Origin of the sequence: Curtobacterium guangdongense (assembly GCF_049341845.1) — a bacterium.
GTDB classification, from domain to species: Bacteria; Actinomycetota; Actinomycetes; order Actinomycetales; family Microbacteriaceae; genus Curtobacterium; species Curtobacterium guangdongense.
The window spans coordinates 179,590-204,486 of record NZ_JBMPIT010000004.1; the positions used below are offsets into that span (position 1 = coordinate 179,590).

Annotated in this window: 26 protein-coding genes; 15 read left to right on the forward strand and 11 right to left on the reverse strand. The window is 72.2% G+C overall.

Annotated elements, in window-relative coordinates; all coding sequences use genetic code 11:
• Positions 1 to 180: 180 nt before the first annotated feature.
• The 4 genes from ACO0E1_RS07390 to ACO0E1_RS07405 form a co-directional block, all read right to left on the reverse strand.
• Complete coding sequence (locus ACO0E1_RS07390) at positions 181 to 753, reverse strand: hypothetical protein (RefSeq protein ID WP_422873580.1); 573 nt, start codon at positions 751 to 753, stop codon at positions 181 to 183.
• A gap of 331 nt (positions 754 to 1,084) precedes the next feature.
• Positions 1,085 to 1,729, reverse strand: a complete 645-nt coding sequence (locus tag ACO0E1_RS07395) for a response regulator transcription factor (protein ID WP_422873581.1) — start codon at positions 1,727 to 1,729, stop codon at positions 1,085 to 1,087.
• On the reverse strand, positions 1,726 to 2,982 hold the full coding sequence (locus ACO0E1_RS07400) for a sensor histidine kinase (RefSeq protein WP_422873582.1): 1,257 nt from the start codon (positions 2,980 to 2,982) through the stop codon (positions 1,726 to 1,728). The genes ACO0E1_RS07395 and ACO0E1_RS07400 overlap by 4 nt, the downstream gene beginning before the upstream one ends.
• The gene (locus tag ACO0E1_RS07405) at positions 2,979 to 3,479 is read right to left on the reverse strand and encodes a hypothetical protein (RefSeq protein WP_422873583.1); all 501 of its coding nucleotides are present in this window, start codon (positions 3,477 to 3,479) and stop codon (positions 2,979 to 2,981) included. Before ACO0E1_RS07405 ends, ACO0E1_RS07400 begins: the two co-directional genes overlap by 4 nt.
• A 130-nt stretch (positions 3,480 to 3,609) precedes the next feature.
• On the opposite strand from ACO0E1_RS07405, the gene ACO0E1_RS07410 reads away from it, so the two are divergent.
• The 5 genes from ACO0E1_RS07410 to ACO0E1_RS07430 all read left to right on the forward strand — a co-directional run bounded on the left by ACO0E1_RS07410 (position 3,610) and on the right by ACO0E1_RS07430 (position 7,455).
• On the forward strand, positions 3,610 to 4,452 hold the full coding sequence (locus tag ACO0E1_RS07410) for a spermidine synthase (RefSeq protein ID WP_422873584.1): 843 nt from the start codon (positions 3,610 to 3,612) through the stop codon (positions 4,450 to 4,452).
• A gap of 109 nt (positions 4,453 to 4,561) precedes the next feature.
• Positions 4,562 to 5,341 (forward strand): DUF4064 domain-containing protein, encoded by a 780-nt coding sequence (locus ACO0E1_RS07415; RefSeq protein WP_422873585.1) that lies wholly within the window; start codon positions 4,562 to 4,564, stop codon positions 5,339 to 5,341.
• A 55-nt stretch (positions 5,342 to 5,396) separates the two neighbouring features.
• On the forward strand, positions 5,397 to 6,239 hold the full coding sequence (locus ACO0E1_RS07420; RefSeq protein ID WP_422873586.1) for a hypothetical protein: 843 nt from the start codon (positions 5,397 to 5,399) through the stop codon (positions 6,237 to 6,239).
• Entirely contained in the window at positions 6,236 to 6,742 is a 507-nt protein-coding gene (locus tag ACO0E1_RS07425) for a SprT-like domain-containing protein (protein WP_422873587.1), read from the forward strand. Before ACO0E1_RS07420 ends, ACO0E1_RS07425 begins: the two co-directional genes overlap by 4 nt.
• Before the next feature lie 17 nt (positions 6,743 to 6,759).
• Entirely contained in the window at positions 6,760 to 7,455 is a 696-nt protein-coding gene (locus tag ACO0E1_RS07430; RefSeq protein ID WP_422873588.1) for a CGNR zinc finger domain-containing protein, read from the forward strand.
• A 60-nt stretch (positions 7,456 to 7,515) separates the two neighbouring features.
• Here ACO0E1_RS07430 and ACO0E1_RS07435 read toward each other — a convergent pair whose 3' ends face one another.
• From ACO0E1_RS07435 to ACO0E1_RS07465, 7 genes are all read right to left on the reverse strand, one after another.
• Positions 7,516 to 8,079: a hypothetical protein gene (locus ACO0E1_RS07435; RefSeq protein ID WP_422873589.1), complete on the reverse strand. Its 564-nt coding sequence runs from the start codon at positions 8,077 to 8,079 to the stop codon at positions 7,516 to 7,518.
• A gap of 82 nt (positions 8,080 to 8,161) precedes the next feature.
• Positions 8,162 to 8,959: a hypothetical protein gene (locus ACO0E1_RS07440; protein ID WP_422873590.1), complete on the reverse strand. Its 798-nt coding sequence runs from the start codon at positions 8,957 to 8,959 to the stop codon at positions 8,162 to 8,164.
• Positions 8,949 to 9,587, reverse strand: coding sequence for a hypothetical protein (locus ACO0E1_RS07445; protein WP_422873591.1), 639 nt, complete (start codon positions 9,585 to 9,587; stop codon positions 8,949 to 8,951). The genes ACO0E1_RS07440 and ACO0E1_RS07445 overlap by 11 nt, the downstream gene beginning before the upstream one ends.
• A 109-nt stretch (positions 9,588 to 9,696) precedes the next feature.
• A complete protein-coding gene (locus tag ACO0E1_RS07450; RefSeq protein WP_422873592.1) occupies positions 9,697 to 10,056 on the reverse strand; it encodes a hypothetical protein in 360 nt (119 codons plus the stop codon).
• 86 nt (positions 10,057 to 10,142) lie between these two features.
• Positions 10,143 to 10,574: a roadblock/LC7 domain-containing protein gene (locus ACO0E1_RS07455; RefSeq protein WP_422873593.1), complete on the reverse strand. Its 432-nt coding sequence runs from the start codon at positions 10,572 to 10,574 to the stop codon at positions 10,143 to 10,145.
• Positions 10,574 to 11,158 (reverse strand): GTP-binding protein, encoded by a 585-nt coding sequence (locus tag ACO0E1_RS07460; RefSeq protein ID WP_422873594.1) that lies wholly within the window; start codon positions 11,156 to 11,158, stop codon positions 10,574 to 10,576. Before ACO0E1_RS07460 ends, ACO0E1_RS07455 begins: the two co-directional genes overlap by 1 nt.
• Positions 11,158 to 11,859, reverse strand: a complete 702-nt coding sequence (locus ACO0E1_RS07465) for a hypothetical protein (RefSeq protein WP_422873595.1) — start codon at positions 11,857 to 11,859, stop codon at positions 11,158 to 11,160. Before ACO0E1_RS07465 ends, ACO0E1_RS07460 begins: the two co-directional genes overlap by 1 nt.
• Before the next feature lie 162 nt (positions 11,860 to 12,021).
• Here ACO0E1_RS07465 and ACO0E1_RS07470 point away from each other — a divergent pair, with 162 nt between their 5' ends.
• The 10 genes from ACO0E1_RS07470 to ACO0E1_RS07515 all read left to right on the forward strand — a co-directional run bounded on the left by ACO0E1_RS07470 (position 12,022) and on the right by ACO0E1_RS07515 (position 24,749).
• The gene (locus tag ACO0E1_RS07470; RefSeq protein WP_422873596.1) at positions 12,022 to 13,263 is read left to right on the forward strand and encodes an Ig-like domain-containing protein; all 1,242 of its coding nucleotides are present in this window, start codon (positions 12,022 to 12,024) and stop codon (positions 13,261 to 13,263) included.
• Positions 13,260 to 17,588, forward strand: a complete 4,329-nt coding sequence (locus ACO0E1_RS07475; protein ID WP_422873597.1) for an FtsK/SpoIIIE domain-containing protein — start codon at positions 13,260 to 13,262, stop codon at positions 17,586 to 17,588. The genes ACO0E1_RS07470 and ACO0E1_RS07475 overlap by 4 nt, the downstream gene beginning before the upstream one ends.
• Before the next feature lie 82 nt (positions 17,589 to 17,670).
• Positions 17,671 to 18,240 (forward strand): FHA domain-containing protein, encoded by a 570-nt coding sequence (locus ACO0E1_RS07480; protein ID WP_422873598.1) that lies wholly within the window; start codon positions 17,671 to 17,673, stop codon positions 18,238 to 18,240.
• Positions 18,240 to 19,037: a hypothetical protein gene (locus ACO0E1_RS07485; RefSeq protein WP_422873599.1), complete on the forward strand. Its 798-nt coding sequence runs from the start codon at positions 18,240 to 18,242 to the stop codon at positions 19,035 to 19,037. The genes ACO0E1_RS07480 and ACO0E1_RS07485 overlap by 1 nt, the downstream gene beginning before the upstream one ends.
• Before the next feature lie 58 nt (positions 19,038 to 19,095).
• Entirely contained in the window at positions 19,096 to 19,425 is a 330-nt protein-coding gene (locus ACO0E1_RS07490) for a hypothetical protein (RefSeq protein ID WP_422873600.1), read from the forward strand.
• 13 nt (positions 19,426 to 19,438) lie between these two features.
• Complete coding sequence (locus ACO0E1_RS07495) at positions 19,439 to 20,236, forward strand: hypothetical protein (protein WP_422873601.1); 798 nt, start codon at positions 19,439 to 19,441, stop codon at positions 20,234 to 20,236.
• A 175-nt stretch (positions 20,237 to 20,411) separates the two neighbouring features.
• Positions 20,412 to 20,702: a WXG100 family type VII secretion target gene (locus ACO0E1_RS07500; RefSeq protein WP_071299535.1), complete on the forward strand. Its 291-nt coding sequence runs from the start codon at positions 20,412 to 20,414 to the stop codon at positions 20,700 to 20,702.
• Between the two features lie 65 nt (positions 20,703 to 20,767).
• The gene (locus tag ACO0E1_RS07505) at positions 20,768 to 21,178 is read left to right on the forward strand and encodes a WXG100 family type VII secretion target (RefSeq protein ID WP_281266058.1); all 411 of its coding nucleotides are present in this window, start codon (positions 20,768 to 20,770) and stop codon (positions 21,176 to 21,178) included.
• The gene (locus tag ACO0E1_RS07510) at positions 21,175 to 21,486 is read left to right on the forward strand and encodes a WXG100 family type VII secretion target (protein WP_422873602.1); all 312 of its coding nucleotides are present in this window, start codon (positions 21,175 to 21,177) and stop codon (positions 21,484 to 21,486) included. Before ACO0E1_RS07505 ends, ACO0E1_RS07510 begins: the two co-directional genes overlap by 4 nt.
• Positions 21,483 to 24,749: a DNA/RNA non-specific endonuclease gene (locus ACO0E1_RS07515; RefSeq protein WP_422873603.1), complete on the forward strand. Its 3,267-nt coding sequence runs from the start codon at positions 21,483 to 21,485 to the stop codon at positions 24,747 to 24,749. The genes ACO0E1_RS07510 and ACO0E1_RS07515 overlap by 4 nt, the downstream gene beginning before the upstream one ends.
• Positions 24,750 to 24,897 lie beyond the last annotated feature (148 nt).

The following is a 24,897-nucleotide window of genomic DNA, read 5'->3' on the forward strand; positions in this document are numbered from 1 at the left end:
ACTCACCAGGGCCTGTTCTCGAAGAACTCTGCGTCGACCGCAATATGACGACACGGATGCCAGGGAGCGCGAACTGCCATCATAGGCAGCGCTCGCGCACGATGTCCAGTCCTGGCTTGACCAAGATCAGGACTGCCGTGTATAAGCAGCGGCTACCGGTGCGTATTCCCGGCCGTTCCGTCAGCTGAGGCGCTCGCGCTCAGCCGCAGCCGAGCCTCCCGTCAGCCCCGCCAGCGCACGGAATGCGTCTTCCGGGCGCCGCGTGCGCACGAACGTGACGCGACCACGCTCGTCCGTGAGCTCGATGCCGAGCCCCGGGGTGAGCAGCAGCGCCCGGACGCCGCGGCCGAGCCGCAGGCCGATGCCGCCGTACGTCGCCGCGTCAGCCTCGACGAGACGGGCCTCCACGATCCGGTGCCGCGCGATCCGCCGGGGCGGGAGCGGGCGGAAGTGCAGGGTGACGTGCGTGTCGGTCACCGTGAACCCGGACCGCGCCAGCAGCAGGAGCAGGCCGACGACGACGCCGAGGAGACCGGGGACGAGGAGCGCCGCCTCCGGCGCCTCCCCCGGCCAGCCGAGCACGGCTGCGGTCAGCCCGGCACCCGCCGTGAGGAGCGCGCCACCGATCACACGCATCCAGACCGGCGCCGTCTCGCGGTCCGCGTGGAACGGACGGGAGGCTCGGGTCGCCACCGCAGTCCTGCTCGCCGTGGCGAAACGGTGCGTCTGGATGCTCATGGTGTCGGCGGACATGTCGGGTCTCCTGCGGGTCGTGGCCGGCGGATGCTGCATTCGTATTTTACATAACGAACGCAATGTACTCAATGGCCGGTGCGCGCGAGCGCGCCGACGAGCCGCAGGCGGGCTGCGGGTGACGGCGCGGGGTGCGCAGCACGGCGACGCGCGTCACGGTCGGCAGGTGTGCGGACCCGCGGGGAGGTGGGGACTCCAGGGGGTCGACGCACCCGGCGCGACGACGGTCGTCGACGCTACGTGACGACGCTTGGCGTTCACTGGCCGTTCATGTGTACGCATTCATCTGGGCGGCGGACCGCAGTCCTCGCGCGTCGGCTCGGCGGCTGCGTCAGCGCAGGGCGAGGGCGACGGCCTCCGCGCGGGTGCGGACGCCGAGTTTCTGGAACAGCTGGTTCACGTAGGACTTCACGGTCGGCACGGTGAGGAACAGCTCGGCGGCGATCTCGGGGTTCGTCCGGCCGTCGGCGATGCGCTCGAGCACGTCGGCCTCGCGCGGCGTGAGCTCGGGGAAGCGCTCTCGGAGGGGCTGGGGAGCCGTTCCGGTCAGCGGCGTTCCGGTCAGCTGTGCGACGAGTCGCGCTCCGACCGCTGCGTCGAACGTGGACTGTCCGGATGCGACGGCGCGGATGGCGGTGGCGATCTCCGCACGGCCGGCGTCCTTCGTCAGGTAGCCGCGGGCACCTGCTCGGAGCGCGGTGGTGATCGACTCGTCGTCGGCGAAGGTCGTCAGCACGAGCACGGCCACGTCGGGGTGCTCGGCCGTGATGCGCGCGGTGGCGGTCGGACCGTCGACGTCCGGCATCCGGAGGTCCATCAGCACGACGTCCGGGGACCACCGTTCGACCGCGGCGAGCGCCTCGGCTCCGTCGGCTGCTTCGCCGACGACCTCGAGGTCCGGCACCAGGGACAGCACCGTCACCAGACCGTCGCGAACGATGGCCTGGTCGTCGACGACGAGCACGCGGATGGTCATGCGTCCTGCGCGTCGGCTTCGTCGACGCGTGCGCCGGCCACGGGAACGTGCATCGCGACGACGAACTCGTCCTCGGAGCGTTCGGCCTCGACGGTGGCGCCGGCGTCCAGCTCTGCGAAGCGCTCGTGGATGCCGATGAGTCCGTGGCCGCCGCCGGAGAGCGGGTTCGCGACGACCACGTCGACGGCGTCGCCGTCCCGGATCACCGAGAGGGACACCGGTCGGCCGGGGGCGTGGCGGCGGGCGTTGCTCAGGGCCTCCCGGGTGCTCGCGACGACGACGGCGCGGTGGGCGTCGTCCAGGTCGGCGAGGGCGAGGTCGCCGGTGACGACGAGTTCGCCGCCGAAGTCGCGGTGGGCGGCGACGAGGGGGTGCAGGCCGGCGCCGGGTGCGTCGGGTGCTGCGGCTGCGTTGGGTGCTGCTGCGGCCGTGTCGGTGGCCGCGGCTGGGTCTGCGGCTGCGTGCGCGGTCGCGTCTGCATCTGCGTCTGTGTCCGCTTCTGCGTCGTCGCGGAGGGCGTGCACCGCCCGGCGGGCCTCGGCGAGACCGTCGGCCGCGAGGGTGCGCGCGGCACCGGCACGCTGCGTGGCCTCGTCGATCCGACCGGCCTCGAGCAGGGCCTCCACGGCGTCGAGCTGCAGCACCAGGCCGCCGAGGGAGTGCGCGAGGACGTCGTGGATGTCCCGGGCGGCCCGCGACCGGTCGGCCAGGAGCAGGGCACGCTGCTGGTCGCGTTCGGCCTGGCGCGCCTGCTGCTCGGCGAGGCGGTACTGCCGCCGACTGAACCCGACCAGGATCCCGAGGACGAGACCGGCGCACGACCCGAGCACGAACTGCACGGTGGCGCCCTCGAGGCTCGCGGACACGGCGATCTCGACGAGGGCGACCAGCGCGGCGACGACTCCGGTCCACACCGGGACCGCTGCACTCGCCTGCAGGACGACGATGCCGACGATGACCGCGGCGATCATCAGCGCGTCGGTCGGGGCGACCACCGCGGAGCCCGCGACGACCATGACCGCACCGGCTGCCGCCATCGTGCGGGGCGTCCTGACGAACTCCCGGAGCGTCCACGCCGCGATCGTCACGCCACCGACGACCCAGACCCAGAGCGGGAGCTGCTCGGCGATGCCGTTCCTGATGAACCAGAACGTGACCGCGACGATGCCGACGGCGCTCAGCACCCACCCGAGACGCGAACGCGACCGGCCCGCGGACGGGTCGGTCGGCTCGGGGACGGACAGCGGGGTCACCTGACCATCATGCCGCGGGTCCGTCCGGGGATGCGCTGGTCGATGACGAGCGCGCGGGCGGCACGGTTGATCGCGAGCATCAGCAGGATCGCCCCGGTGGAGGTGAGCAGGTGTGCGCCCATGTTCCCGCCGATGACGTCCAGCCCGACACGCACGGCGATGAGCACGAACCAGAGTCCGGCGCCGTACCAGCCCGTGCGGGACTGGATCGTGCGGCCCTTGTCGTCAGGGGTCGACACCGTCCGGAAGCGGGTCATGGTGCCCATCGCCAGACCCACGCCGACCGAGATGAGCGCCTCGATGCCGAGGAAGACGATGTCCGTCGTGGTGATCGTGGCCTTCGTCTGCGCCAGGACGACGACGCCGATGACCGCCATCACGAGCGGGGTGCGCCAGATCCGGGCCGGGTCGAGGTACCGCCAGGTCGCCTGCCGGTACGCCAGGAACCCGACGAGCGCGAGCCCGATGACGATGTTCGCGATGAGCTGGACCGACATGATGTGTGCCTTTCGGTGGGGTCCGGCGGGGGTTCCCGACCGGTGATCCCATCGTGGTTCGGGCGCTCCCCGGGCCACACCAACCACGGGTGGGGACGTGGGTGGTGATCGCGTGGTGTTCCATGGACCCATGGCTGATGCGTTCGACGGGTTCAAGCTCGGTGCCGGGTTCTCGGTGATCGAGCCCGACCGGCACCGGCCCGGTTCGTTCACGCTCGTCGTCGACGGCACGCCGCAGTCGCACGTCGACCTCGAGGACCCGACCCACCTGGCGTTCGAGTACATCCGCCGGATCGGCCACGCCATCGACCTGCTGCCGACCGGACCGATCACGGCGCTGCACCTCGGTGCCGGCGCCCTGACGCTCCCGCGCTACGTCGCGGTGACCCGGCCGGGCTCCCGGCAGCAGGTGATCGAGCTCGAGCGCGACCTGGTCGACCAGGTGCGCGAGGCGCTGCCGTTCCCCCGCGGCGCCTCGATCCGGGTCCGGTACGGCGACGCCCGCGAGGTCCTCGGCAAGCTCCCCCACGGGTTGCGCGGCACCGTCGACCTCGCCGTCGTGGACGTGTTCGGCGGCGCACGGATCCCGGCGCACGTGACGAGCGTCGAGTTCTATCGCGAGGTCGCCGAGTTCCTGTCCCCGACGGGCATCGTCGCGGTGAACGTCGCCGACGGTGCCGGTCTCGCCTTCGCCAGGGGCCAGGCGTCGACGCTGCAGTCGGTGCTGCCGTCCGTCGCGGCCGTCGCGGACACCGGCATGCTCAAGGGCCGCCGGTTCGGCAACATCGTGCTGCTCGGCTCCCCCACCGATCTGCCGGTCGCGGACATGCCCCGCCGGTACTCGTCCGACCCGATGCCCGCGAAGGTCGTGCACGGGGCGGAGCTCCGGTCGTTCATCGCCGGTGCGCCGATCGTCACCGACGCGACGGCCGTCGCGTCCCCGGAACCGAACCGGTCCGTCTTCGGCGCCTGACCCGGACCGACGCCCCGCGCCTGCTTGCGGGCAACCCGGTGGTGCCGCTGCCAGGATGGGTACTGAACGACCGCGCAGGTGCGTGGACGAACGAGACGGGGAAGCGCTCATGACGAACGACGACCGGAGCAACGAGGACCGGCCGGGCGACGGCCAGGCACCGAACTGGGGCGAGCCCGCTCCGCAGCAGCCGACGCACCAGCAGCCGGCTCCGCAGGACGATGCACCGCGCTACGGCGAGCGCATCATCCCGGCGTCCGCACCGCAGTACGGCGAGCAGGCCGCACCGCAGCAGCCGCAGTACGGCCAGCAGGCGGAGCAGCCGCAGTACGGGTCCGAGCAGTACGCGGAACAGCGCGGTCAGTACGGGCAGCCGCAGTACGGCCAGCAGCAGTACGACCAGCAGCAGGGCGCTCCGACGTGGGGCGGCCAGCAGCACGCAGCAGCGGCACCCGCGTCCGCCGGCGCCCCCGGGTGGCAGAGCTACGAAGAACCGAAGGCGAAGAAGAAGACCGTCGGTGTCATCGCGTTCGTCCTCGGGCTCGTCGCCCTCGTGGCCGGCGTCATCACCGGCTACCTCTTCGGCACCGCGATCGTCCAGAGCAGCGCGTTCGACCAGCTCCTGCAGAACGGCGGGAGCACGACCCCGGACCCGTCGCAGTTCCAGGACATGGAGAACGACCCCGCGCTCGCGGGTGCCGGTGTGCTGTTCCTCATGGGTACGGTGATCGGCCTCTGGGCCCTGGTGCAGGGCATCATCGCGATCGCCACCAAGCGCGGACGCGGGTGGGGCGTCTTCGCCGTCGTGCTCGCGATCGTCGCGGTAATCGCGGTGCTCGTCACGTACGCAGCAGTCGCGGCGGTCGCTGTCTCGAACGGCGTCTCCTGAGCAACCGCGTGTGGCACCGGCCGCTCCCGGGTGCGCACGGTTACCCTCGACCCTGATGTCCCCCGACGACCGCCAGCACCTCGACGACCAGGACGACCGCGCCCGGGAACCGCGCCACGCGGCTCCCGTCACCGCCGGTGTCAGCCCGGGCAGCACCTTCGCGCCCATCAGCCTCCGTCCGGCCGTGGACGTGCAGGTGGTCCAGGACCGCCTCCGTGCCCTCGGGCAGAGCCGCAGCACCGAGGCCCTCGCTGAGCGCGCGGAACTCCTGCGTCTGCTCGGTCGGCTGGACGAGGCCCTCGTCGTCGCGGAAGAGGTCTTCCGGCTGACGATGTTCACGGGCGAACGCGCCGACAAGGTCGCCGCGCGGATCCGGCGTGCGCACGTCCTGCACGACCTCGGCCGGTACGAGCGGGCCGCGACCGAGTCCGCCCTCGCCCGTGACACGGCGGCGACCGAGGAGTGGCCGGAGCTCGAGGGCGCCGCCGCCGAGCTCGAAGGCTGGTCGCTGTTCGAGCTCAACCGCTTCGAGGAGGCGCGCGAGGTCCTCGGCCGCTCGTACGAGGCGTTCCGTGCCGCCGGGGCACCGTCCGAACGCACCGACGCACTCCGCTCGGCCGTCGAGGCCGCGATGCGCGCGTCCATCGCCCAGCCGGCGGCAGCGCCCGACCGCGCGGCGTCGGACCGTCCCCGCACCGCTCGCGAAGCAGCGGTCCGTCGCGAGACCGACCCGGTCACGCGCGTCGCCGAGCCCGTGAAGGAGGTCCCGCCGGTCCGCCGCCGGGTCCTCGGCGCACCGGATGCCGCCCGCACCGAGGCGGACAGCCTCTGGGGCAAGCTCTCCGATCGCGCCGACCGCACGGACCGATCGCAGCGGCAGGGCCCAACCGACCGGTGACGTCGCTCGACCAGGTCCGCTCCCGCGCCACGGAGCTCATCGCGGCGCACCTCGGCTCCGGGTCGTGGTCGTTCGCCTTCGACAACGCCAAGACCCGTGCGGGCCAGTGCGACTTCGCCAAGCGCCGGATCACGGTGAGCAAGCACCTCGCCGTCCGGTTCTCGGACGAGGACGTCGAGCAGGTCCTGCTGCACGAGGTCGCCCACGCTCTGAGCGGTGCCCGCGCCGGGCACGGGCCGAAGTGGCGCCGGACGGCTGCCTCGATCGGGTACACCGGGTCCCGTCTGCACGACGGCCCGATCGCCAGCGAACTGGCCCCGTGGGTCGGCGAGTGCCCTGCGGGACACGAGCACTTCCGCTACCGCACGCCGACCAGACCGCTGGCGTGCGCGAAGTGCTCCCGCCGGTTCGACGAGCGCCACCTCATCACGTGGACCCGCCGGACGGACATCGCCCGGACCGAGCCCGCTCGTTCCGAACTCGGCACCGAGGCGCGCCGGTAACCCGTTAGCCTGGGCGGATGCAGACGGGGCAGCACATCCGCACGGACTCGGGGTCGTCGTGGTTCTTCGACGCCGGACGGATCGCCCTCGACTTCGCGCACACCGGCGGGTTCGCCGACGACCCCGACGGCCGACGCCCCCGCGCCCAGCTCGGTGAACTCCTCGTCACGCCGGCCGACCTCGACGAGTGGTTGAGCGACCACACCGAACCGATCGACGTCGGCGCGAGCGCCCGCGAGCTCCAGGACGCCCGTGAACTCCGCGCCGCCATCGGCCGTCTCGCGGTCGCGGCGGCGCCCGCGCCGGCGTCCACGGCTGCCGAGCGCACCGCGGTGGCCGCCGGCCTGCGTGCCGGGACCGGCCGCACGCGCCCCGCGCCCGACGACATCGACACCGTCAACCTGTTCGCTGCCCTGCCGGACGTGCCCCCGAGCCTCCCGGGTGGCCGTCGCCGGGCCGGAGCCAACCGTGTGCGGCTCGCACAGGCGCTCTCGAGCGTCGCTCGCGACGCCGTCGCCCTGTTCACCGAGGTCGGGTTCGACGACGTGGAGGCCGACGGCCGACCGACCCGCCTCAGCCGCTGCTCGGCGCCGGACTGCGGGCTCGTGTTCTACGACTCGTCCCGCGGCGGTACGCGCCGGTGGTGCGCGATGCAGCGCTGCGGGAACCGCGCGAAGGTGCGCGCGCACCGCGCTCGGCGCGCCGCAGCCTGACTGCGCGTCGCCCCCCCCCGCACGACAACGCCGCTGCAGAGCGAGCGAAGACCCGCCCGCCTACTCCGCGCGCCAGGTGATCGTCGAGTCGCCCTCGGGGGCCTCGTCCACGGGCGCCGCACGCATGTAGCTCACCGCGTCGACGGTGGAGTCCTTCGGCGCCAGCAGCACGGCGCAGACGTCCGCGGTCCCGGTGCCCGTCAGCGCCGACGTGATGGCCTTGCGGTCGAACGGGCACGCCTCCTGCAGGACGTCGTTCCGGTCGCTCGCGGCGAGCTCCGGCCCCGCCTGCAGCTTGTCGGCCGCACGGAGCCCCCACGCGTCGTTCGTCAGGTCTCCGACGGCGTCCGGGTCGAACGAGCCGGACACCCGCTTGACGGTGAAGTGCGCGAGGTACGCGTCGTCGCCCTTCGGGTTGAGGCCGAACTGGTCCATGGCCGCCGCGGTGACCCGCTCGACCTTCGTCGCTCGGATGTCGAGCTGCCCGTGGAACGCGGAGCCGTTGAGCTTCGTCGTCACGGAGTCACCCATGTCGTGGCCGCCCTGCGAGCACCCGCTGAGCATCGCGGCGGCGGCGATGGCGAGCACGCTCGCCGTGGTCAGTCGTCGTCTGGTCCCCTGCATGGTCGCCACGCTACGGACCCGGGAGGCTCGGGGCACGTCGTCGAATCACCCTCGCGTCTGGTGCGGGTCGGGACGGGCACCGTCAGCAGTCGGTGACGACGTGGTCGGGATCGCCGAGGTCCTGGGACTTCCCCCAGTCGGCGAAGGAGAGATCGACGGTGCCCGTGGTGTCCGACGCCCGGAACGAGTACGGCACGGGCTCCCCCACGGCGGAGACCACGAGCGACCCGATCGGGGAGGACCCGTTCGCGACGACGATCTGCACGCGGGCGTCGTCGCCCGTGCCGGTGACCGCGCCTGGATGCAGCGTGACGTCGGACCCGGTGCCGAGCATGCTCCGCAGCAGGTCGTCGGGCTCGGTGAACGGCGCCAGGTCCCGCACCGTGGCGGAGGTCGCCGGCACGCACACCCGCCCGCTGGTCACCTTCGCCAGGCCGGACTGCGCAGCGAACGCGGCGTTGCCGGACACCCACACGTCGTCGGCTCGGCGGCGGGCATCGAGGGACACGTCGCCGACGGACAGCTGTAGCGCGGAGTCCTCCGTCGTCCCGCGGTAGTCGATCCGCACGGTCCGGCCGGGCACCGTGTCGCCGGAGCCCTTCGCCGCGGCCGGGTCCGGGACCAGTTCGGTGACCGTGCCCGTCGCGACCACGGGCTCGGAGCGCATCGCGGCGAGGACGTCCTGCAGTGCGGTCGCCCCGTCGACGGTCTCGATGCCGTTCCTCGTGCCGTCCACCGGGGCCTGCCCGCCGAAGCCGGTGGCGGTCGGGGTGACCGCGATGTCCGTCGGAGCCTGTCCGGAGCACGCGGTCAGCGCGAGCGCCGTCGCGACGACGCCCGCTGCGACCGACCAGCGGCGCACCCGAGCGTCAGCCCGCATCGCCCACGCAGACCTGCTTCGCGCCCTGGTCGGACAGCGCACCGGCGTCCGTCGGCACGCTCTTGCCCTGGTTGTCGGCGGTCGCGCGGACGACGAAGCACGAGTCGGCGTCGTACAGGCCGGACGACTTCGGGATCCACACCTCGGTGCCGCGGACCAGTCGGCTGACGTCGACGGGCTTCGTGCCGGGTTCGACGACGAACACCGACCACGCGACGTCGTCGCCCTTCCAGGACACCCGGACGTTGCCGGAGCCGGACTGCACCGCGAGGCCGGACGGGGACGGCGGTCCCTCAGCGGTGACGGCGCGGACGACGAGCACGGCACCGATCACGACGGCGATCAGGGCGAGGGCCGCGGAGACGAGGAACGCCGGGTGCCGCCAGAGCGGGCGGCGGGTGGTCTCGGTGCGCTCGAGCTCGGGCAGGACGCCGATGTCCGACCCCATCGCGCGCTTCGGGGTCGGGCTCTGGACGCCCCACTGCTCGTAGAGCGCCGGCTGCCCCGGGTCCCAGCCGAGCCGGGTGCCCTGCCGCTGCTGGGACGGCGCGGCCGAGGTCGACGGCGACGGAGCGGACGGCACCGGGACGGAGGGGATCGGCGGGACGACGGGTGGTGACTCGCTCAACGGACCGGTTCCTCCCCACGACGGTGATGCGGACCCCACGGTGCGGATCGCACGGCAAGCATACGGACGACGACGGCCCCCGCGATCACGCGGGGGCCGTCGGCACGGATCAGAAGGTGAGCGAGCCCTCGACGTCCTTGGCCTTCATGCGGGCCAGCGCGAGGTTCGCCTTGGCGCGGTCGAGCACGAAGTAGATGAAGACCTCGGGGTGGCTCGCCAGCGGGCGGATGATGTGGAACTGCGTCGAGAGCGTGATGAGGATGTCGTCGATCGCGTCCCCGAGCCCGAGGGAGCGAGCGGTCTTGAGCTTCGCGCGGACGACCTCGGTGTTGCCCGCGGCGGCGAGCTCCAGGTCGATGCCGCTGCCGGCGCCGCCGAGCAGCATGCCGGAGCCGCTGTCGACCACGGCCGCGGCCATGGCGCCGTCGACGGAGACGAGTTCGTTGAGGGAGTCGGTGATGGTGGCCATTCGGGTTTCCTTGTCGTTCGGTACCGACGCGCAGGGACGCGCCGGGCCCCGCCGCGGTGGCGAGGAGCTTCGGTGCCGGGCTCGGATCAGGAGCCGACGGGGACGGGAGCGGGGACCGCGAGCGCCTCGGCGATGCGGCTGGCGCAGCGACGGGACACGGTCAGGGCCTTGCCGAGCATCTCGTCGGTGTCGAACAGTGCGGCGAGCACGATCGTCTGCCCGGGGATGCGCATCTGCACGACGTGCCCGCGCTCGGCGGCGATGATGACGTACTCGCTGGCGCCCATCGTGAGCTCGCGGGCGACGGCCTCGCTGAGCGCCTGGATGGAGCTCGCCATGCTGGCGAACCGGGCGCCGTCGGTCGGGGCGGACGCGCTGTCCGACAGCCGGACGATCTCGAAGCCGTCGTCGCTGAGGAGCGACGCGGTGATCAGCGACGTGGTCATGTCGCGCATCGCGGTGAGCTCGACGCGACCGAGGTCGATGACGACGGGGTCCTGGTGGGGGGCGAATGACATCAGTGCACTTCCTGCGCGGGAGCGGCAGCGGGAGCCGCTGGCGCCATGGCCGCGCGCATCTCGATGTTGGCGACGAGCGTCAGCAGGACCGTGGTCATCTGCTCCGGCTCGCGGGGGTCGACGGTGAAGACGGGCACGAGCATCTCGGGGTGCGCCTCGTACAGGGCGTCGGAGAACGCGTCGGTGGAGGTCCCGCCGACCACGTCCGCGCGGGTCACCCCGACCACGACACCGCCGCGGTCGTGCAGGTCGCGGAACTCCTCGATGAACTCGAGCATGCTCGCGACCGGGTCGGGTGCGTCGGCGTTCACGAGCACGACGAGCCCTCGCGCGCGGTCCTTCAGGATCTGCCACATGAAGTCGAACCGGCGCTGCCCCGGGATGCCGTACAGCCGGACTTTGTCGACGTCGCCGACGGTGATCTCGCCGTAGTCGAGCGCGACGGTGGTGGTGTCCTTGTCGGCGGTCGCGCGGTCGGTGTTCGCGGCCTCGGTCCGGACGACGGGGACCTCGCTGAGGGCCTCGATCGCGGTGGTCTTGCCGGCGCCCATCGGGCCGGCGAACAGGATGACGTGCTCGGCCATCAGCGTGCCAGCCGGTCGAGCAGGCGGCGGAACAGACCACCACGGGCGGGGGCGGCGGTGGTCGTCGCGGTGACGACCGGCCGGTCGAACGCCGGACGGGCCATCGCGACGTCGGGGGCCGTCGACCGGAGGATCCGCATCAGGCTGAAGGCGTTGACCACGCGACGGGCCTCCGCGGGTGCGACGTTCGCCTGCTCGGCGAGCTCGTCGATCGTGAGCGACGCGTACCCGAGCATGGACGTCATCCGCACGTGGTCGGGGGTGTGCGCGAGCGTGGTGAAGTTCGGCCAGCGCTGCAGCCGGTAGGTGTCGTCGCGCTGCAGCCACCAGGCGAGCTCACCGGGGAAGGAGTTGAGGCCGATGTGCCAGAGGAGCGACTGGAGCTCGTTCCCCGGCGTCGTCGTGACGGCGGAGTCCGCTTCGCGGGACTCGCGGCCGACCCGGAGCTCGAGCGGCTCGATCGGCATGTCGGCGAGGTCGGTGGACCACCAGTAGGCGTTCGCGGTGACGTCGATGAGCAGCGGCTCGTGTCCGGCGATCTCGACACGCAGCACGTCGTCCTGCGCGTCCCATATCGGCCGGAGCGCCATCGCGACCCGGGTCCAGCCGAAGCGCGGCATCGCTCCCGTGTCGTCGGACATGACGGGCACGCGGTCAACGGCCCCGTCCGGCAGTGCGGGCTCCATCGGTGCTGGCTCCATCGGTGGTGTCTCCTCCTGGCGCCGGTACCCCCGGCCGTCTCCCCTCGGGAGCCGGTGCGCACCCGTTCGGACCCTCCGATCCAAGCGGTCGCGCGGAGGTCCCCGGAAGCCCCCGTCTGGGCGGCACCTGTCGGGGAGGTACGCGCCGCCTATCATGAGGTCGTGCTCCGGGGGCGTGCGACGACGGCGGGACGAGGGCGGCTGGGTGCCGTGCTCGCGTCCGTCGCGCTCGCTGCGGTCGGCGTCGTCGCACTGACGGGAGGCCCGGCTCCGGCCGCGCGGGCGGCGAACGGCACGCAGACGGTCGGCACAGCGCGGGTCGGCACAGCGACGGTCGCCACAGCGGATGCCGGGGCGGCATCGGCGTCCGACCCGGTGCGGGTCGCCGTCCCGTACACCGGCAAGGCGGACGTGGCGCTCGGCGACGGGTGGACGGTCGCCGACTGCGGACGGGTGAACGTGCCGACGGGCGTCGCGATGGCGTGCTCCGGCGACTCCCTGTCGCTCACGTCGAAGGGCTACCGGACGGACTTCGGCACGGTGCTCATGACCGTGCCGCTGCGGTCCGCGTCGTTCGACCTCGACGTCACGTACCTCGTGTCGCTGGCACCGCCGACCGCCCCGACCCTCGACGGCCAGACCTACGACTACCCCTTCGCCGCGGGGACGACCGCGTCGATCCCGTGGTCGGACCTCGGCGTCCGCTGCGACGGCTGCGCGGCAGGGCCCCGGATGACCGTCGTCTCCACGAAGCCCGCCGGGTTCGTCGCCACGGTGACGAGCACCGGCCTGCTGGTCCGCGGCCCCGAGGACCGGACGGGCACCGCGACCGTGCGGCTCCGTGCGACCGACGACCAGGGGCACTCCGGCACCGCGAAGGTGAAGGCCGTGTTCGTGGCCCAGGGGAAGTCCGGCATCGCCGCGGACGACGTCGTGGGCCGACTCGGGGCCGACGGCTCCGTGACGATCGACCTGCACGACCTGGCCGACTCGACGAAGGGCACCGTGACGATCGACGGGTGCGGGACGCCGGTCGCGGGCACCGTCACCTGCGCCGACGACGGCACCGCCACGTACCGCCCAGACGGGACGATGCGCGCCGCCGACCAGTTCTCCTTCCACGTCCGCACCGCCTCCGGCGACCAGGCGACCGGTACCGTGACCGTGCTCCCACGCGAGGGCACACGGACGGACGCCACCGCGTCCGGGACGGTGGCGACGGACGACGACCGCGGCGTGCGGTACCCGGCCACGGGCCTCCAGGCCGATACCGGGGCAGCGACCGCGCACAGCGTCGTCCGCACCCTGCCGTCCGAGGACGACACCGCCGCAGGCGGCGGGTCCACCGGACTCCTCACCCCGCTCACGGCACCACTCGACCGCATCACGAACGGAAACCGATGACGCTCCGGCTCAGCCTGCAGGACGCGACCTTCGTGGTCGACGCGACCGACGTCACGAGCGTCGCCGAGGTGGCGGCCGGACTCGGGGTCGACCCGGCCTCGATCGCGCCTGGTGCCGCTCCGGAGACGTCGCTGGCCGACGCCGGGATCCTGAACGGGTCGACGCTCCCCGCCCGGGCACCGAGCGAACTGCCCCCGGGGCGACCGCGGCTCGAGGTCGTCGGCGGACCGTTCTCCGGCGAGACCGTGCCGCTGCCCCTCGACGGACCGCTGCGCATCGGCAGCTCCGGCGCCATGGAGCTCTGTGTCGCCGACCCGTTCCTGCGGCCGCACCACGCGACCATCGCGCTCGACCACGGTTCACCGGAGAGCACCCCCACGCCCGCGATGCCCGGTCCGCTGCGCGCCGTGCTCAGCGTGATGGACGAAGCCGACGGCGTCGTCGTGAACGGCCGGGCCGTCACGGGGACCGCGGACATCGTCCCCGCCGACGTCGTGCAGATCGGCAGCTCGGTGTTCCGCATCGGCATCGAGCCCTACGTCGACGCCGACCTGGCACCCGACGAGGTCGGCATGCGCGGCTTCAACCGGAGCTCCCGGATCATGCCGCCGGCGACCCCGCCGACCGTCGTGCTGCCCGGCGACCAGCCCGACGACGTCGACAAGACCCCGATGCCCTGGCTGTCCGCCGTGATCCCGGTGGTCCTCGGCGTGACGATGGCGTTCGTGTTCGCGCGGCCGATCATGCTCATGATGGCGGCGGCCTCGCCCGTGATGGTCGTCGGCACGTTCCTGACCCAGCGCTCGCGGGCGAAGAAGAAGGGCGTGAAGACGTTCGAGGAGTGGCGGCAGGACATCGCCGACACCCGGGTCCGCATCGCGCAGCTCGTCCGCGAACAGCGCCTCGACTCCTGGTACCGGAGCGTCGACCCCGTGGTGATCCGCGACATCGCCACCCGGCCCCTCGCGCGGCTGTGGGAGCGACGGAAGCGCGATGCGGACGCCCTGCACGTGCGGGTCGGCGTCGCCGAGGTCCCGCTGCAGGCGAACTTCCAGGGCGGCAAGGCGAAGAACGCCTCCCCGCACCACGTCGGCGTCGCACCGGCTCCGGTGGACGTCGACCTGGCGGCAGGGGTCGTCGGTATCGCGGGGCCCGGCGACGTGACCCGCGCACTCGTCCGGTCGATGCTCGCCGCGGTCGCCACCCTCCGTTCGCCCCGTGACACCCGCATCGTCGTGGTCTGCGGGGACGAGGACGCCAGCAGGTGGGAGTGGGCCCAGTGGCTCCCCCACACCCAGCAGGCCGAGGACGGCGCCTTCGCGCTCATCGGCAACACCGACGACGCCCGACGGGAGCGCATCCGCGAGCTCGCCGCGCTCGTGCAGACCCGCTCGCGTGCCGGTTCCACCGTCAGCGCACGGGACTTCGACACCGACGTGGTGCTCGTCGTCGACGGCGCCCGCGAGTACCGGACACTGCCGGGCATGGTGCAGGTGCTCGAGCAGGGGGCACTCGTCGGCGTGCACGTCGTCGCGATCGACAGCGACCGCGCCCGCCTGCCCGAGGAGTCCCGCACCGTCGTGGCCGTCGACCCCGACGACCGCTCGCTCGCGCGGCTGGAGTCGGACGCGGAGTACCACGCGTCCGTGCTCCTCGACGGGCTGTCCGTCCCCACCGCCGAGCGCATCGCCCGCAGCCTGTGCTCGATCCGCCACGTCTCCGGCGTCGGCGACGAGGGCATGCTGCCGACGAGCGTCCGCTACGTGGACCTGCTCGGCGTCGACCTCGACGACCCGGCGCCGATCGTCGCCAGGTGGCAGCGCTCGCCGCGGCGGACGCACGTCGTCGTCGGGGCGGGCGCGGACGGCGAGTTCGCGATCGACATCGCCGCGGACGGCCCGCACGCCCTCGTCGCCGGCACGACGGGCTCCGGCAAGTCGGAGTTCCTGCAGGCACTCGTCGTGTCGCTCGCGATGGCGAACCGCCCGGACGCACTCAACTTCGTGCTCGTCGACTACAAGGGCGCCTCGGCGTTCGCGGACTGCTCCCGCCTGCCGCACACCGTCGGCATGGTGACGAACCTCGACGCCCGTGAGACCGAGCGCGCCCTGACCTCGCTCGACGCCGAGCTGAAGCGCCGCGAGACGGTGCTGCGCCTGCCGGAGCTCGGCGTGAAGGACGTCGACGCCGCGTGGTCGAAGGACCCGGACGCCGCCGCCCGCAACGGCCTGGCGCGGCTGATGATCGTCATCGACGAGTTCGCCGAGCTGAAGACCGAGCACCCGGACTTCATCGACGGACTCGTGCGCATCGCCCGCGTCGGCCGGTCCCTCGGCGTGCACCTCGTCCTCGCGACGCAGCGTCCGTCCGGGGTGATCACGCCCGAGATGCAGTCGAACATCAACCTCCGCGTGGCGCTCCGCGTGACCGACCGCGCCGACTCCACCGACGTGCTCGGCTCCCCCGAAGCGGCGCTCATCAGCCAGGCCACCCCCGGTCGCGGCTTCGTGCGGGCCGGTCTCGGCGCCATGCCCAGCGGGTTCCAGACCGCCCGCGTCGCTGGCATCCGCCAGGGCGTGCAGCGGGTCCAGCGGCAGCTGCCGAAGATCGCCCCCGTGGACTGGGAGGGCGTCGGGTACGCCCCGCGTTTCCCGGTCCGCAGGCACGCGGCAGCGCCCGTCGACTACGACGACACGGACCTCCGCGCGCTCGTCGACGTCGTCACCAGGGCGACCGAGTCGCTCGGCATCCCGAAGAACTCCTCGCCCTGGCTGGTGCCGTTGCCGTCGCTCCTGCCGCTGTCGCAGGTCGCGGGCGGAGCGGGTGCGCCCACGACGATCACGCTCGGCATCGAGGATGTCCCCGGCCAGCAGACCCAGCGCCCGCTGACGTGGGAACTCGAGGCGGGGACACACCTGATGTTCCTCGGCGGGGCGCTGTCCGGCCGGACCACCGCGCTCCGGACCGTCCTCGCGCAGGCCGTCGAGCGGATGAGCCCGGACGACCTGCACCTGTACGTGATCGACCACGGCAACGGCGGGATGCTGCCCCTCGCGCAGGCCCCGCACACCGGCGCCGTCGTCACCCCGCTCGAACCCGCACGGCTCCCGCGCCTGATGGACCGGCTGATCGAGGAGCTCGCCCGCCGCCAGGGCGTGCTCTCCCGCGCGGCCGTCGGCACCATCGTCGAGCAGCGCCGGGCGCACCCCGAGGACGCACTGCCGTACGTCGTCGTCGCCGTCGACGGGTGGGACCGCGCCACGAGCTCGATGCAGCCGGAGGACCTGCTGCCGATCCGCGAGCAGATGACCCGGGTCCTGCGCGAAGGACCCGCAGCCGGCATCCGCGTCGTCGTCACCGGTGACAAGACCGTCGCCGCCGACCGGATCGCCGGGTTCATCAGCGACCAGTACGTGCTCCCGATGCGCGACGTGAACGACTACCGCGGCGCCGGGGTGATGGTCCGAGAACTCCCCGAGACCGTCCCCGCCGGGCGCGTGTTCTTCGGCGCGACCGTCCGTGAGGCCCAGCTCGCCGTCCTCGGCCAGGACGCCTCCGCCGAGGCCCAGGCGGCCGCGCTCCGCGGCACGGTCTCCGCCGCCGTCGAGCGGTGGACGGACACCGCCGGGCAGGACCCGTTCCGCGTCGACGCCCTGCCGTCCCGCATCTCCCTCGCCGAGGCGCAGGACCTCCCCGTCGCCACCGGCCACCCCGTCGACGGCCCCACCGCCGGCGTCGGCGGCGACGAGCTCGCCCGCATCACGCTGGACTGGCCGGTAGCCGGCGGGTTCCAGGTCGTCGGCGAGCGCGGCACCGGCCGGTCCACCGCGCTCACCTCGCTCGCGCACCAGCTCGTCTGGGCGGGCAAGCCCGTCATCGCGGTCGCGACGAAGCCCTCCGTGTTCCAGACCTGGGCGCAGGAGGCGGACGTGCCGCTCCTCACCGACCCGATGGGGTTCATGGACCTCGGGCCGGCGATCGGCCGGTACGAGGACCCGGCCGAACTCATCACCGTGCTCATCGACGACGCCGAGCTGGTGTCGAACACCCCGCTCGAGAACTCACTGATGGGCGACCGCGCACGCTTCGTGTTCGTCGTCGCGACCAACCCGGACGCCGCTGCGAAGACCTTCAGCGGCCCGTACGGGGAGGTCCGACGCACCCAGGAGGGCATGATCCTCTCGCCCTCCAGCGCCCTGCAGGGGACCCAGCTGTTCGGGCAGAAAGTGCCGAAGTGGATGGTCGGACGCCAGCCCGCCGGAGGCGGCGCGATCCACCGCCGCGGCGAGTGGACGCAGGTGCAGGTGCCCGACCCGGCCGCCTGACGGGCGTGGGCTGTCCGTGCCGGGTGATCGGAGCCTCCCGTAGGCTGTGACGCTGGAAGCGCGAGACGGGGGATGACGACGGATGGCTGCACGCTGCTCGTACTGCGGAGCCGAGCTCCGGCCGAACAGCATGTTCTGCCTGTCGTGCGGCCAGCTCGCCACCGGTGGACGGCGCTCGACGCCCGCCCCGGTGAGCGACACGTCCGAGGTGCCGCCGCAGCCGTCGGCGTCCGTCCCGCCGCCGCCCGCTGCTCCGTCCCGTCCGTCGCCGGGTCCCACCGACGGACTGGAGGCCCGGATCGCCGCCGCCCCGCCGGTCGCCGCACCCGGTCTGCCGCAGCTCGTCTTCACCACCGGACAGACGCTGGTGGTGCGGGAGGGCACCGTGCTGGTCGGTCGGCGTCCGGAGGACATCGCGGCTGCCGAAGGCGCTGCTGCGTTCGCGCTGGACGACCCGGACCGGTCGATGTCGCGGGTGCACGCGGCGGTGGTGTTCGGGCCGTCGGGGTTGCGCGTGGTTGATCGTGGATCGGGCAACGGGACCGTGCTCCGGCGAGGGGACCGGGAGGACCGGTGTCCGGAGGGGTTGCCCGTGGAGCTCGTGCCGGGGGACGAGCTGTGGTTCGGGTCGGTGGGGGCGCGGGTCCGGTGATGCCCCCGGAGGTCGAGCGCCAGTGGGTCGAGTTCTTCGCCGCGGACGGGCGCCAGACGGTGACCTCGGACCCCGACGCGTACGCGCGGATCCGTCGGAACACGACCATCTCGGTCGCGGTCTCCGCCGCGGTGGGAGCCGTGCTGGTGGTGCTGGCCCTGTGGGTCGGGCGCACGTCGTCGATCATCCTCGGGTCGGCGCTGGTCGTCGCCGGAGCCGTGTTCGTCGTCCTCACCCTCCGCAAGGCGCCGGCGCTCCTGCGGCAACAGGCCGGCGCGCCCGCTGCGACCTACGCGGTCGGCAACGACGGCATCACCCTGCCGGTCGCCCACCTGGAGTGGTCCTCGATCCGAGGCGTGTTCTCGATCGACGAGTCCCACGCGGTGGCGTGGTCGCGACGGCGGCGGGGCATCCCCGGCATCGCCGCCCGGTGGGCCGGGCACAACGGGCGGGCCGCGAAGCACCTCGTCCTCGTCGTCGAGGACGGACGAGCGCTCCGTGATCGCCTCGACCGTCGGTGGCGACGCATCGTCGAGACCTGGCCCGGTGGGCCCGAACCGGCCTTCGGCACGATCTGGCTCGACCTCGACACCGTGCTCGCACCCGACGACGTCGGCCGCCTGATCGCTGCGGTGACGGTCCAGGCCGAGGCGCGGGGCATCCAGACGTCCTGGTCCGACGGCTCTGCAGACTACGTCGAGTACATGGGACGGTTGTCCGGGGTGTTCGACGACACCGAGCGGCCGCCCGTGCCGCAGCGGCGGGACGGGAACCCCTTCGGCGACCGCGGGCGCTAGGCTGATCGGCGCGCGACGGGACCGCGCACTCGATCCGGGGAACCGAGGGGACGACGACGTGGCTGACGCTCTCGCCGAACGCTGCACGATGCTGGGTGGGCCGGTGATCGGCCTCATGCAGGCCGTGATGGGCAGCCAGGTCAACCCGGTCCGGTTCGTGGAGGTCATCGAGCGGACGCGGGAGATCCAGCGGATCGTCGCGCGCGGGACGGACGGCATCGACGACCCCGCGTACGAGCGATGGGCCGCGACCGCTCCGGTCGTGCTCGAGGAGATCATCGACGGCGCCGAGCACCGCGACCGCGAGCGTGTCTGGGCAGCGTTCTCGGACCCGGAGCGCGGGTTGAACGCGCTGGCCGCCGCATGCACCGGACAACCCGGCTGGTAACGAGAGGACGACAGTGGACGACGCCACCCGGCAGAGCTGGCAGGGATTCTTCGCGCAGGAGGGCCGTTTCGACGTGCACTACGACGCCGAACGGTTCCGCAAGATCGAACGCAAGAACCTACGGGATGCGGTGCTGCTCATCGTGCTCGTCGTCGTGGTGCTCGCGCTCGCGCTGTTCTGGGGCCGGCCCGGTCCGGTCGTCCTGGGCGCCTTGCTCTTCATCGTCGGGGGGATTCTCGCCCTCGTGCTCCTCCGGCGGCGGCTCTCGCTCCTGCGGCCTGCCGGAGGCTCCCCTGGCCTGCTCCTCGGTGTCTCGAACCTCGGTCTGCACACGCCGCTCGTGCCGCTCATCGACTGGACGAGCGTGCGGGCCGTCTTCGCAGTCGACGAGTCCGCACGGATGGCTGAAAAGCGCGGACAGCGGAACATGATGGGGACCGCTGAACAGTGGGCAACGGGCAACGGCAAGGCCAGCAGGCACCTGTGGTTCCTGCTCGAGGACGCCCCCGCCCTCCGCGCACAGGTCACCGACCAGCGCTGGGCGAAGGGATTCGAGACCTTCACGAACGTCAACGGGCCGGCGTTCGCGCAGTACATCCTCGACCTCGACTCGGTTCTGTCCGTGGACGACTCGAGGAAGATCATGGCAGCGGTCGTCGTCCAAGCGCAGGCACGTGGCATCCATGCCGTGGAGTCGCTCGGTGCGTCCGACTTCACCGAGTACGCGAGCATGCTGAGCGGCGTCACCGTCGACGGGGTCGTCCCGCCGAAGCCGGAAGGCGTCACCGGGAACCCGTTCGCCACCCGGTAGTCGTCGATGCATCCGCATTGATGGTCGACGGATCCTCACCGCACGGCGTACGCTCCGTTGCAGAGCAAAGCATCCGTTAGGCTGCTGCCGTCTGCCCCTCGGAAGAGGGACAGGACCAATCGGGGGGTAGGTCGTTCGATCGCCCCAGGACACACGTGTGTTTCTTGGAGGAACCATGGCGGACATCCGCGTCACTTCGGAGTCGCTCTCAGGCGTCTCGAACCAGCTCCAGTCCGGCTCGCAGTCGATCGAGTCGCAGCTGCAGAACCTCAAGTCGCTCGTCGACGGCCTCGTCGGCGGCGACTGGTCGGGCGCGGCGTCCGGCTCGTTCCAGGACCTCTACCAGCAGTGGGACCAGTCGGCAGTCCAGCTGAAGGAATCCCTCGCCGGCATCAGCCAGCTGCTCTCCCGCGCGGCGCTGTCGTACGAGGAGTCGGAGAACTCGATCTCGGGCACCTTCCGCTGATCGACGACCACTGACGGCGAGCCGTTCCCCCGGGAACGGCTCGCCGCTCCAGCAGGGGGAACGAAATGGTGCAGTACCGGGTCCGACCGGAGAGCCTCGGCGAAGTCGCCCAGATGCTCCGCTCCGTGGTCGCGACGTTCGACGGACACATCTCCGAGACGGACGCAGCGGTGCGGAACGTGGTCGACACCGCCTGGAAGGGCGAGGACGCGACCGCCTTCCAGAGCACCTGGGGCGAGTTCCAGGCGAGCTCGGCGGTGCTCCGGGGTGTCCTGGAGAGCCTCGCCGTCCGCCTCATGAGCGCGGAGACGGCGTACCACGGCAACGAGACCTCGCTCGGCGGCGCCTTCGCCGACACCCGGAGCCAGCTCACCCCGCAGACGGCGCGCGACAAAGCCGGTCTGTCTGACCGGGTCACGGCCGACGAACAGCGCGCTGAAGCGGTCTGGACCGACCTCGAGGAGGACCGCACGTGAGCGACCAGCAGGCGGACATGGAGAGCCTCCGCCACCTCGTCGACAGCATGCAACGGCTCCACGACTACTGCGCACTGCTCCAGCAGGGCGCGACCACGTTCGCGTACATCCTGCCGAACGAGTGGCAAGGACCGGCGATGAGCGCGTTCATCGCCAGCTTCGAGCAGTGGAACGCCGGCGCCGGGGCACTGACGTCGTCCGCGGGCGACCTGCACGAACGCGCCCGTGCGATCGAGGCCACGTACCAGGCCACCATCGACGCACTCGACCAGTCGTGGTCCAAGTTCCAGGGGGAGATCAGCGGATGACGATGGTCCGGCTCAACGCCTTCGGCCTCGCAGCCGACGGCGACGACGTCTCCGGCGTCGCACACGACATCTCGACCGCGTGGAGCACGCTCCACTCGGCGCTCCACGGAACCGCCGGGATGGCCGGTGATGACGAGAGCGCGGAGGAGTTCGCGCACGTCTACGACAGCCAGGCGAAGAGCGCCGCGACGTCTGCGAAGAACCTCGTCGGGATGCTCGCCGCGTTCGAGACGCTCCTCGCCGGCACCGGCTCGGCGTACAAGGACGCCGAGATCGCCAGTGCCGGGCAGCAGGGCGGGTCCGGGATCGCGATCCCGTCGAGCGACTTCGCGGTCGCCACCGATCTCCCGTCCTCGCTCGGAGCCGGCTGGCCGGGCGGTTGGGGCAAGGTCGAGGACGTCCTGCAGGACGCGCTCCGGGCCATCGGCGTGCAGCTCCCCCAGGGCGACCCCGACAAGCTCTCCTCCGCCGCGGAGTCGTGGAACTCGTACGAATCGTCCCTGCGAACCGCATCGAACCGCCTCAGCGGCGGGCTCGCGCAGGTCAACGCCGCTGACATCCCGCAGAAGGCGACGATCCTCGCCGCGAAGCAGACGATGTCCGGGCACATCGGCACCGCAGCCGACGCCGCGACGGGTGCAGCCGCGTCGCTGAAGCAGATCAAGGCGAACTACGACCAGGCCGCCGAGGAGATCCGCTCGATGATCGAGCAGCTCCTCGCCGAGCTCGCGCTCGACGTCGGCATCAGCATCGCGCTGTCCTTCGTGACGTTCGGACTCGGTGCGCTCGCCGGCGCCGCGAACGGCGCCCGACTCGTCGTCACCTGGGCGAACCGCATCGCCGGGGTCATCCGGAAGCTCGCGCTGCTCAACAAGATCCACGCGGAACAGTTCCTCAAGGCCGCGAACATGCTCCGCAAGCTCGAGCACGGGTCCTTCGTGACCCGGTTCACGTACGAGACCGTCAAGGGCACCATCACCGGTACTGCCGCGCCGATCATCGTCAACGCCCTGCACGGCAAGGGCACCTCGATGAACGACATCATCGCGACCGCAGCCGGATCCGTCGTCGGCGGCGCGTTCGGCGGCTTCGGTGGCGCCGCGCTGAGTCGCGTCGGCCGGGGTGCTGCGAGTGAAGCGGCCGGCACCGTCGCGCCGACGTTCTGGAAGGCCACCGCCGTCGAGGGCGCGAAGAGCGCCGCGACCGGCGCGGTCGGCGGAGCTGCCGGCGGCGTCACGCAGGACGGCCTCGCTGCGGTCATGGACCCGGAGAACCACCACTTCAACGTCCTGCAGTCGCTCGCCGGTGGCACGGTGCTCGGCACCGTCGGCGGTGCCACGATCGGCGCCGGGAGCCATGCCGTCTCCACCGGGTGGCACCACGTCACCGGTGGCGGACACTCCTCGGGCGACGGCACGACGGTGGACGTCGACGTGACGCCCGTCGACGCATCGACGAACGTGGACACGACTTCGTCGAGCGCGCCCGATGCTCCGGCGGCCGACACCGGGTCGCACGCTCCCAGCATCCAGCAGAGTGCGCCCGTCGCCGGTGGGAACACCGCGGGCGCGCCCGGTCATGCCGGTGGCGGCGATCGCCCGCACATCGACGGATCGCAGACACCGGTCGTGAACGAGTCCGCGCAGGCGAGCACGTCGGCGCACGGCGCGGGTGAGCGACCGCACATCGACGGGTCGCAGACGCCCGTGGTGAACGAGGCCGCGCACGCCGGGTCGACCGCGGACGGCACTGGGAGCCACGTGGCGGTCGACCACGTGGAGGCGCCGGCGCACGTGGACGCGCCCGCACACGACGGCTCGTCGGCGCACGCCGATGGCCCGACCGCTCCGCACGAGGCAGCGTCGTCCCACGGTGAACCGGGCGGTCACGACGCGCAGCCCGCACACGAGTCCGCGAGCCGCGAAGCGCTGTCCGGGCACGAGTCGAACGGTGCCCACGACGGTACGACCGGGCACACGACGGCCACCGCGGGCGAGCACTCCGGCGCAGCGGGCCAGAACACTGCGAACGCAGATGTCCCGATGTCCGACGCACACGCCGCGACGACACACGTCGATCCGTCGCAGACGCACGCGTCGGCCGAGTCCCCGGCGGTGGTGGAGCACGCGGGTCAGGCTGCTCACCCGGATGGAGATCCGGCGAGCGCGGGGACCCGCGAGCACCTGGACGCCGAGACCATCCGCTCGGGCGTCGCGGATTCGAGTGCGCCCTCGCACGCTGACATCGCATCAGCAGAGTCACACATCGTGCACGACCTGTCGGGGACCGCTCCCCATGAGGGCACCACAAGCCACGAGGTCGCCGCCCCGCACGAGGCAGTCGATGCCTCCGCATCCCATGACGCCCCGACCGGTCACGTCGAGGGCGCGGCGACAGCCGCCACCGCCGGCATCGCTGCGCACGCCGCTGCACCCGCACACACTCCGCATTCGCCCTCCCCCTCCAGCAGTTCCGAGCTTCCGCGGCGGCCCGGAGCACGCCGCCCGACCGCGACGACACCAGAGCGAGGAGGCGACCGTCCTCACGGCGGAGATGCGGCACGTGAGCGAGCCGCGCAGGCGCGCGAAGCACTTCGCCAGACGCGCGCGGCGGAGTCTCCCGACGCCCGCGACCCGTTCCGAGGACACCCATCCGGCCACAACCCGAGCATCGACGCGACGTCGGTCCCCGATCAGCACGGCATCGAGCGGAACGCATCCGGTGAACAGGTCGTGCGCGTGGAGTCGAAGGTGATCACAGGGCAGTCGGCTCGTGCCCTCCGCGCCGCGTACATCGAGCCGAACACCGTCTACGTCGTCGACGGTGGCCGCTGGCTCTTCCACACCGACGGGCTCGGACGGACGCAGCACTGGGAAGCGCACATCGACGAGGTCGTGCAGCAGACACCGAACAACCGGAGCGCATCCCAGCAGCGCCGGGCAGGCTTCGAAGACCGTCTGCCGTTCGACGAAGGCGGGCACCACATCGCGGCGATGTTCGGGGCTCCTCCCGAAGCCATCAACCTCTCCGCGATGCACGAGCGGGTGAACGGGGTCACGTATGCCCGGATGGAGACCGAGATGCGAGATCACGTCCTGCACATCGACGCACAAGGGGGCGCGACCACGATCGACGCCCACGGTCGCGTAAGGTATGTCGACGAGTCCAAGCGTCCGTCGCAGTACTTGGTCCGACTCCGGTTCCTGGGTGACGGATGGCGGCCTTGGCAGCGGTTCAACAACCCGGTGGAGGCGGCCGAATGAACTTCGGAACCGATCAGCTGACACAGGTGAGCGAATTGCAGCGATCGATCGCCTCTGCGTTGCGTGCCGAAGGGGGAGACGGCTCCACTGCCGTCTCTGTGTTCTACGGTCGGGTGAGCGAGATGGTCCTGACTGCGACGTACACCAG

Coding starts and splice junctions, on each gene's coding strand:
- ACO0E1_RS07390 (WP_422873580.1), bottom strand. CDS start 753: ATGTCCGCCGACACCATGAGCATCCAGACGCACCGTTTCGCCACGGCG.
- ACO0E1_RS07395 (WP_422873581.1), bottom strand. CDS start 1,729: ATGACCATCCGCGTGCTCGTCGTCGACGACCAGGCCATCGTTCGCGAC.
- ACO0E1_RS07405 (WP_422873583.1), bottom strand. CDS start 3,479: ATGTCGGTCCAGCTCATCGCGAACATCGTCATCGGGCTCGCGCTCGTC.
- ACO0E1_RS07410 (WP_422873584.1), top strand. CDS start 3,610: ATGGCTGATGCGTTCGACGGGTTCAAGCTCGGTGCCGGGTTCTCGGTG.
- ACO0E1_RS07415 (WP_422873585.1), top strand. CDS start 4,562: ATGACGAACGACGACCGGAGCAACGAGGACCGGCCGGGCGACGGCCAG.
- ACO0E1_RS07420 (WP_422873586.1), top strand. CDS start 5,397: ATGTCCCCCGACGACCGCCAGCACCTCGACGACCAGGACGACCGCGCC.
- ACO0E1_RS07430 (WP_422873588.1), top strand. CDS start 6,760: ATGCAGACGGGGCAGCACATCCGCACGGACTCGGGGTCGTCGTGGTTC.
- ACO0E1_RS07435 (WP_422873589.1), bottom strand. CDS start 8,079: ATGCAGGGGACCAGACGACGACTGACCACGGCGAGCGTGCTCGCCATC.
- ACO0E1_RS07440 (WP_422873590.1), bottom strand. CDS start 8,959: ATGCGGGCTGACGCTCGGGTGCGCCGCTGGTCGGTCGCAGCGGGCGTC.
- ACO0E1_RS07450 (WP_422873592.1), bottom strand. CDS start 10,056: ATGGCCACCATCACCGACTCCCTCAACGAACTCGTCTCCGTCGACGGC.
- ACO0E1_RS07455 (WP_422873593.1), bottom strand. CDS start 10,574: ATGTCATTCGCCCCCCACCAGGACCCCGTCGTCATCGACCTCGGTCGC.
- ACO0E1_RS07460 (WP_422873594.1), bottom strand. CDS start 11,158: ATGGCCGAGCACGTCATCCTGTTCGCCGGCCCGATGGGCGCCGGCAAG.
- ACO0E1_RS07465 (WP_422873595.1), bottom strand. CDS start 11,859: ATGGAGCCAGCACCGATGGAGCCCGCACTGCCGGACGGGGCCGTTGAC.
- ACO0E1_RS07475 (WP_422873597.1), top strand. CDS start 13,260: ATGACGCTCCGGCTCAGCCTGCAGGACGCGACCTTCGTGGTCGACGCG.
- ACO0E1_RS07480 (WP_422873598.1), top strand. CDS start 17,671: ATGGCTGCACGCTGCTCGTACTGCGGAGCCGAGCTCCGGCCGAACAGC.
- ACO0E1_RS07485 (WP_422873599.1), top strand. CDS start 18,240: ATGCCCCCGGAGGTCGAGCGCCAGTGGGTCGAGTTCTTCGCCGCGGAC.
- ACO0E1_RS07500 (WP_071299535.1), top strand. CDS start 20,412: ATGGCGGACATCCGCGTCACTTCGGAGTCGCTCTCAGGCGTCTCGAAC.
- ACO0E1_RS07505 (WP_281266058.1), top strand. CDS start 20,768: ATGGTGCAGTACCGGGTCCGACCGGAGAGCCTCGGCGAAGTCGCCCAG.
- ACO0E1_RS07515 (WP_422873603.1), top strand. CDS start 21,483: ATGACGATGGTCCGGCTCAACGCCTTCGGCCTCGCAGCCGACGGCGAC.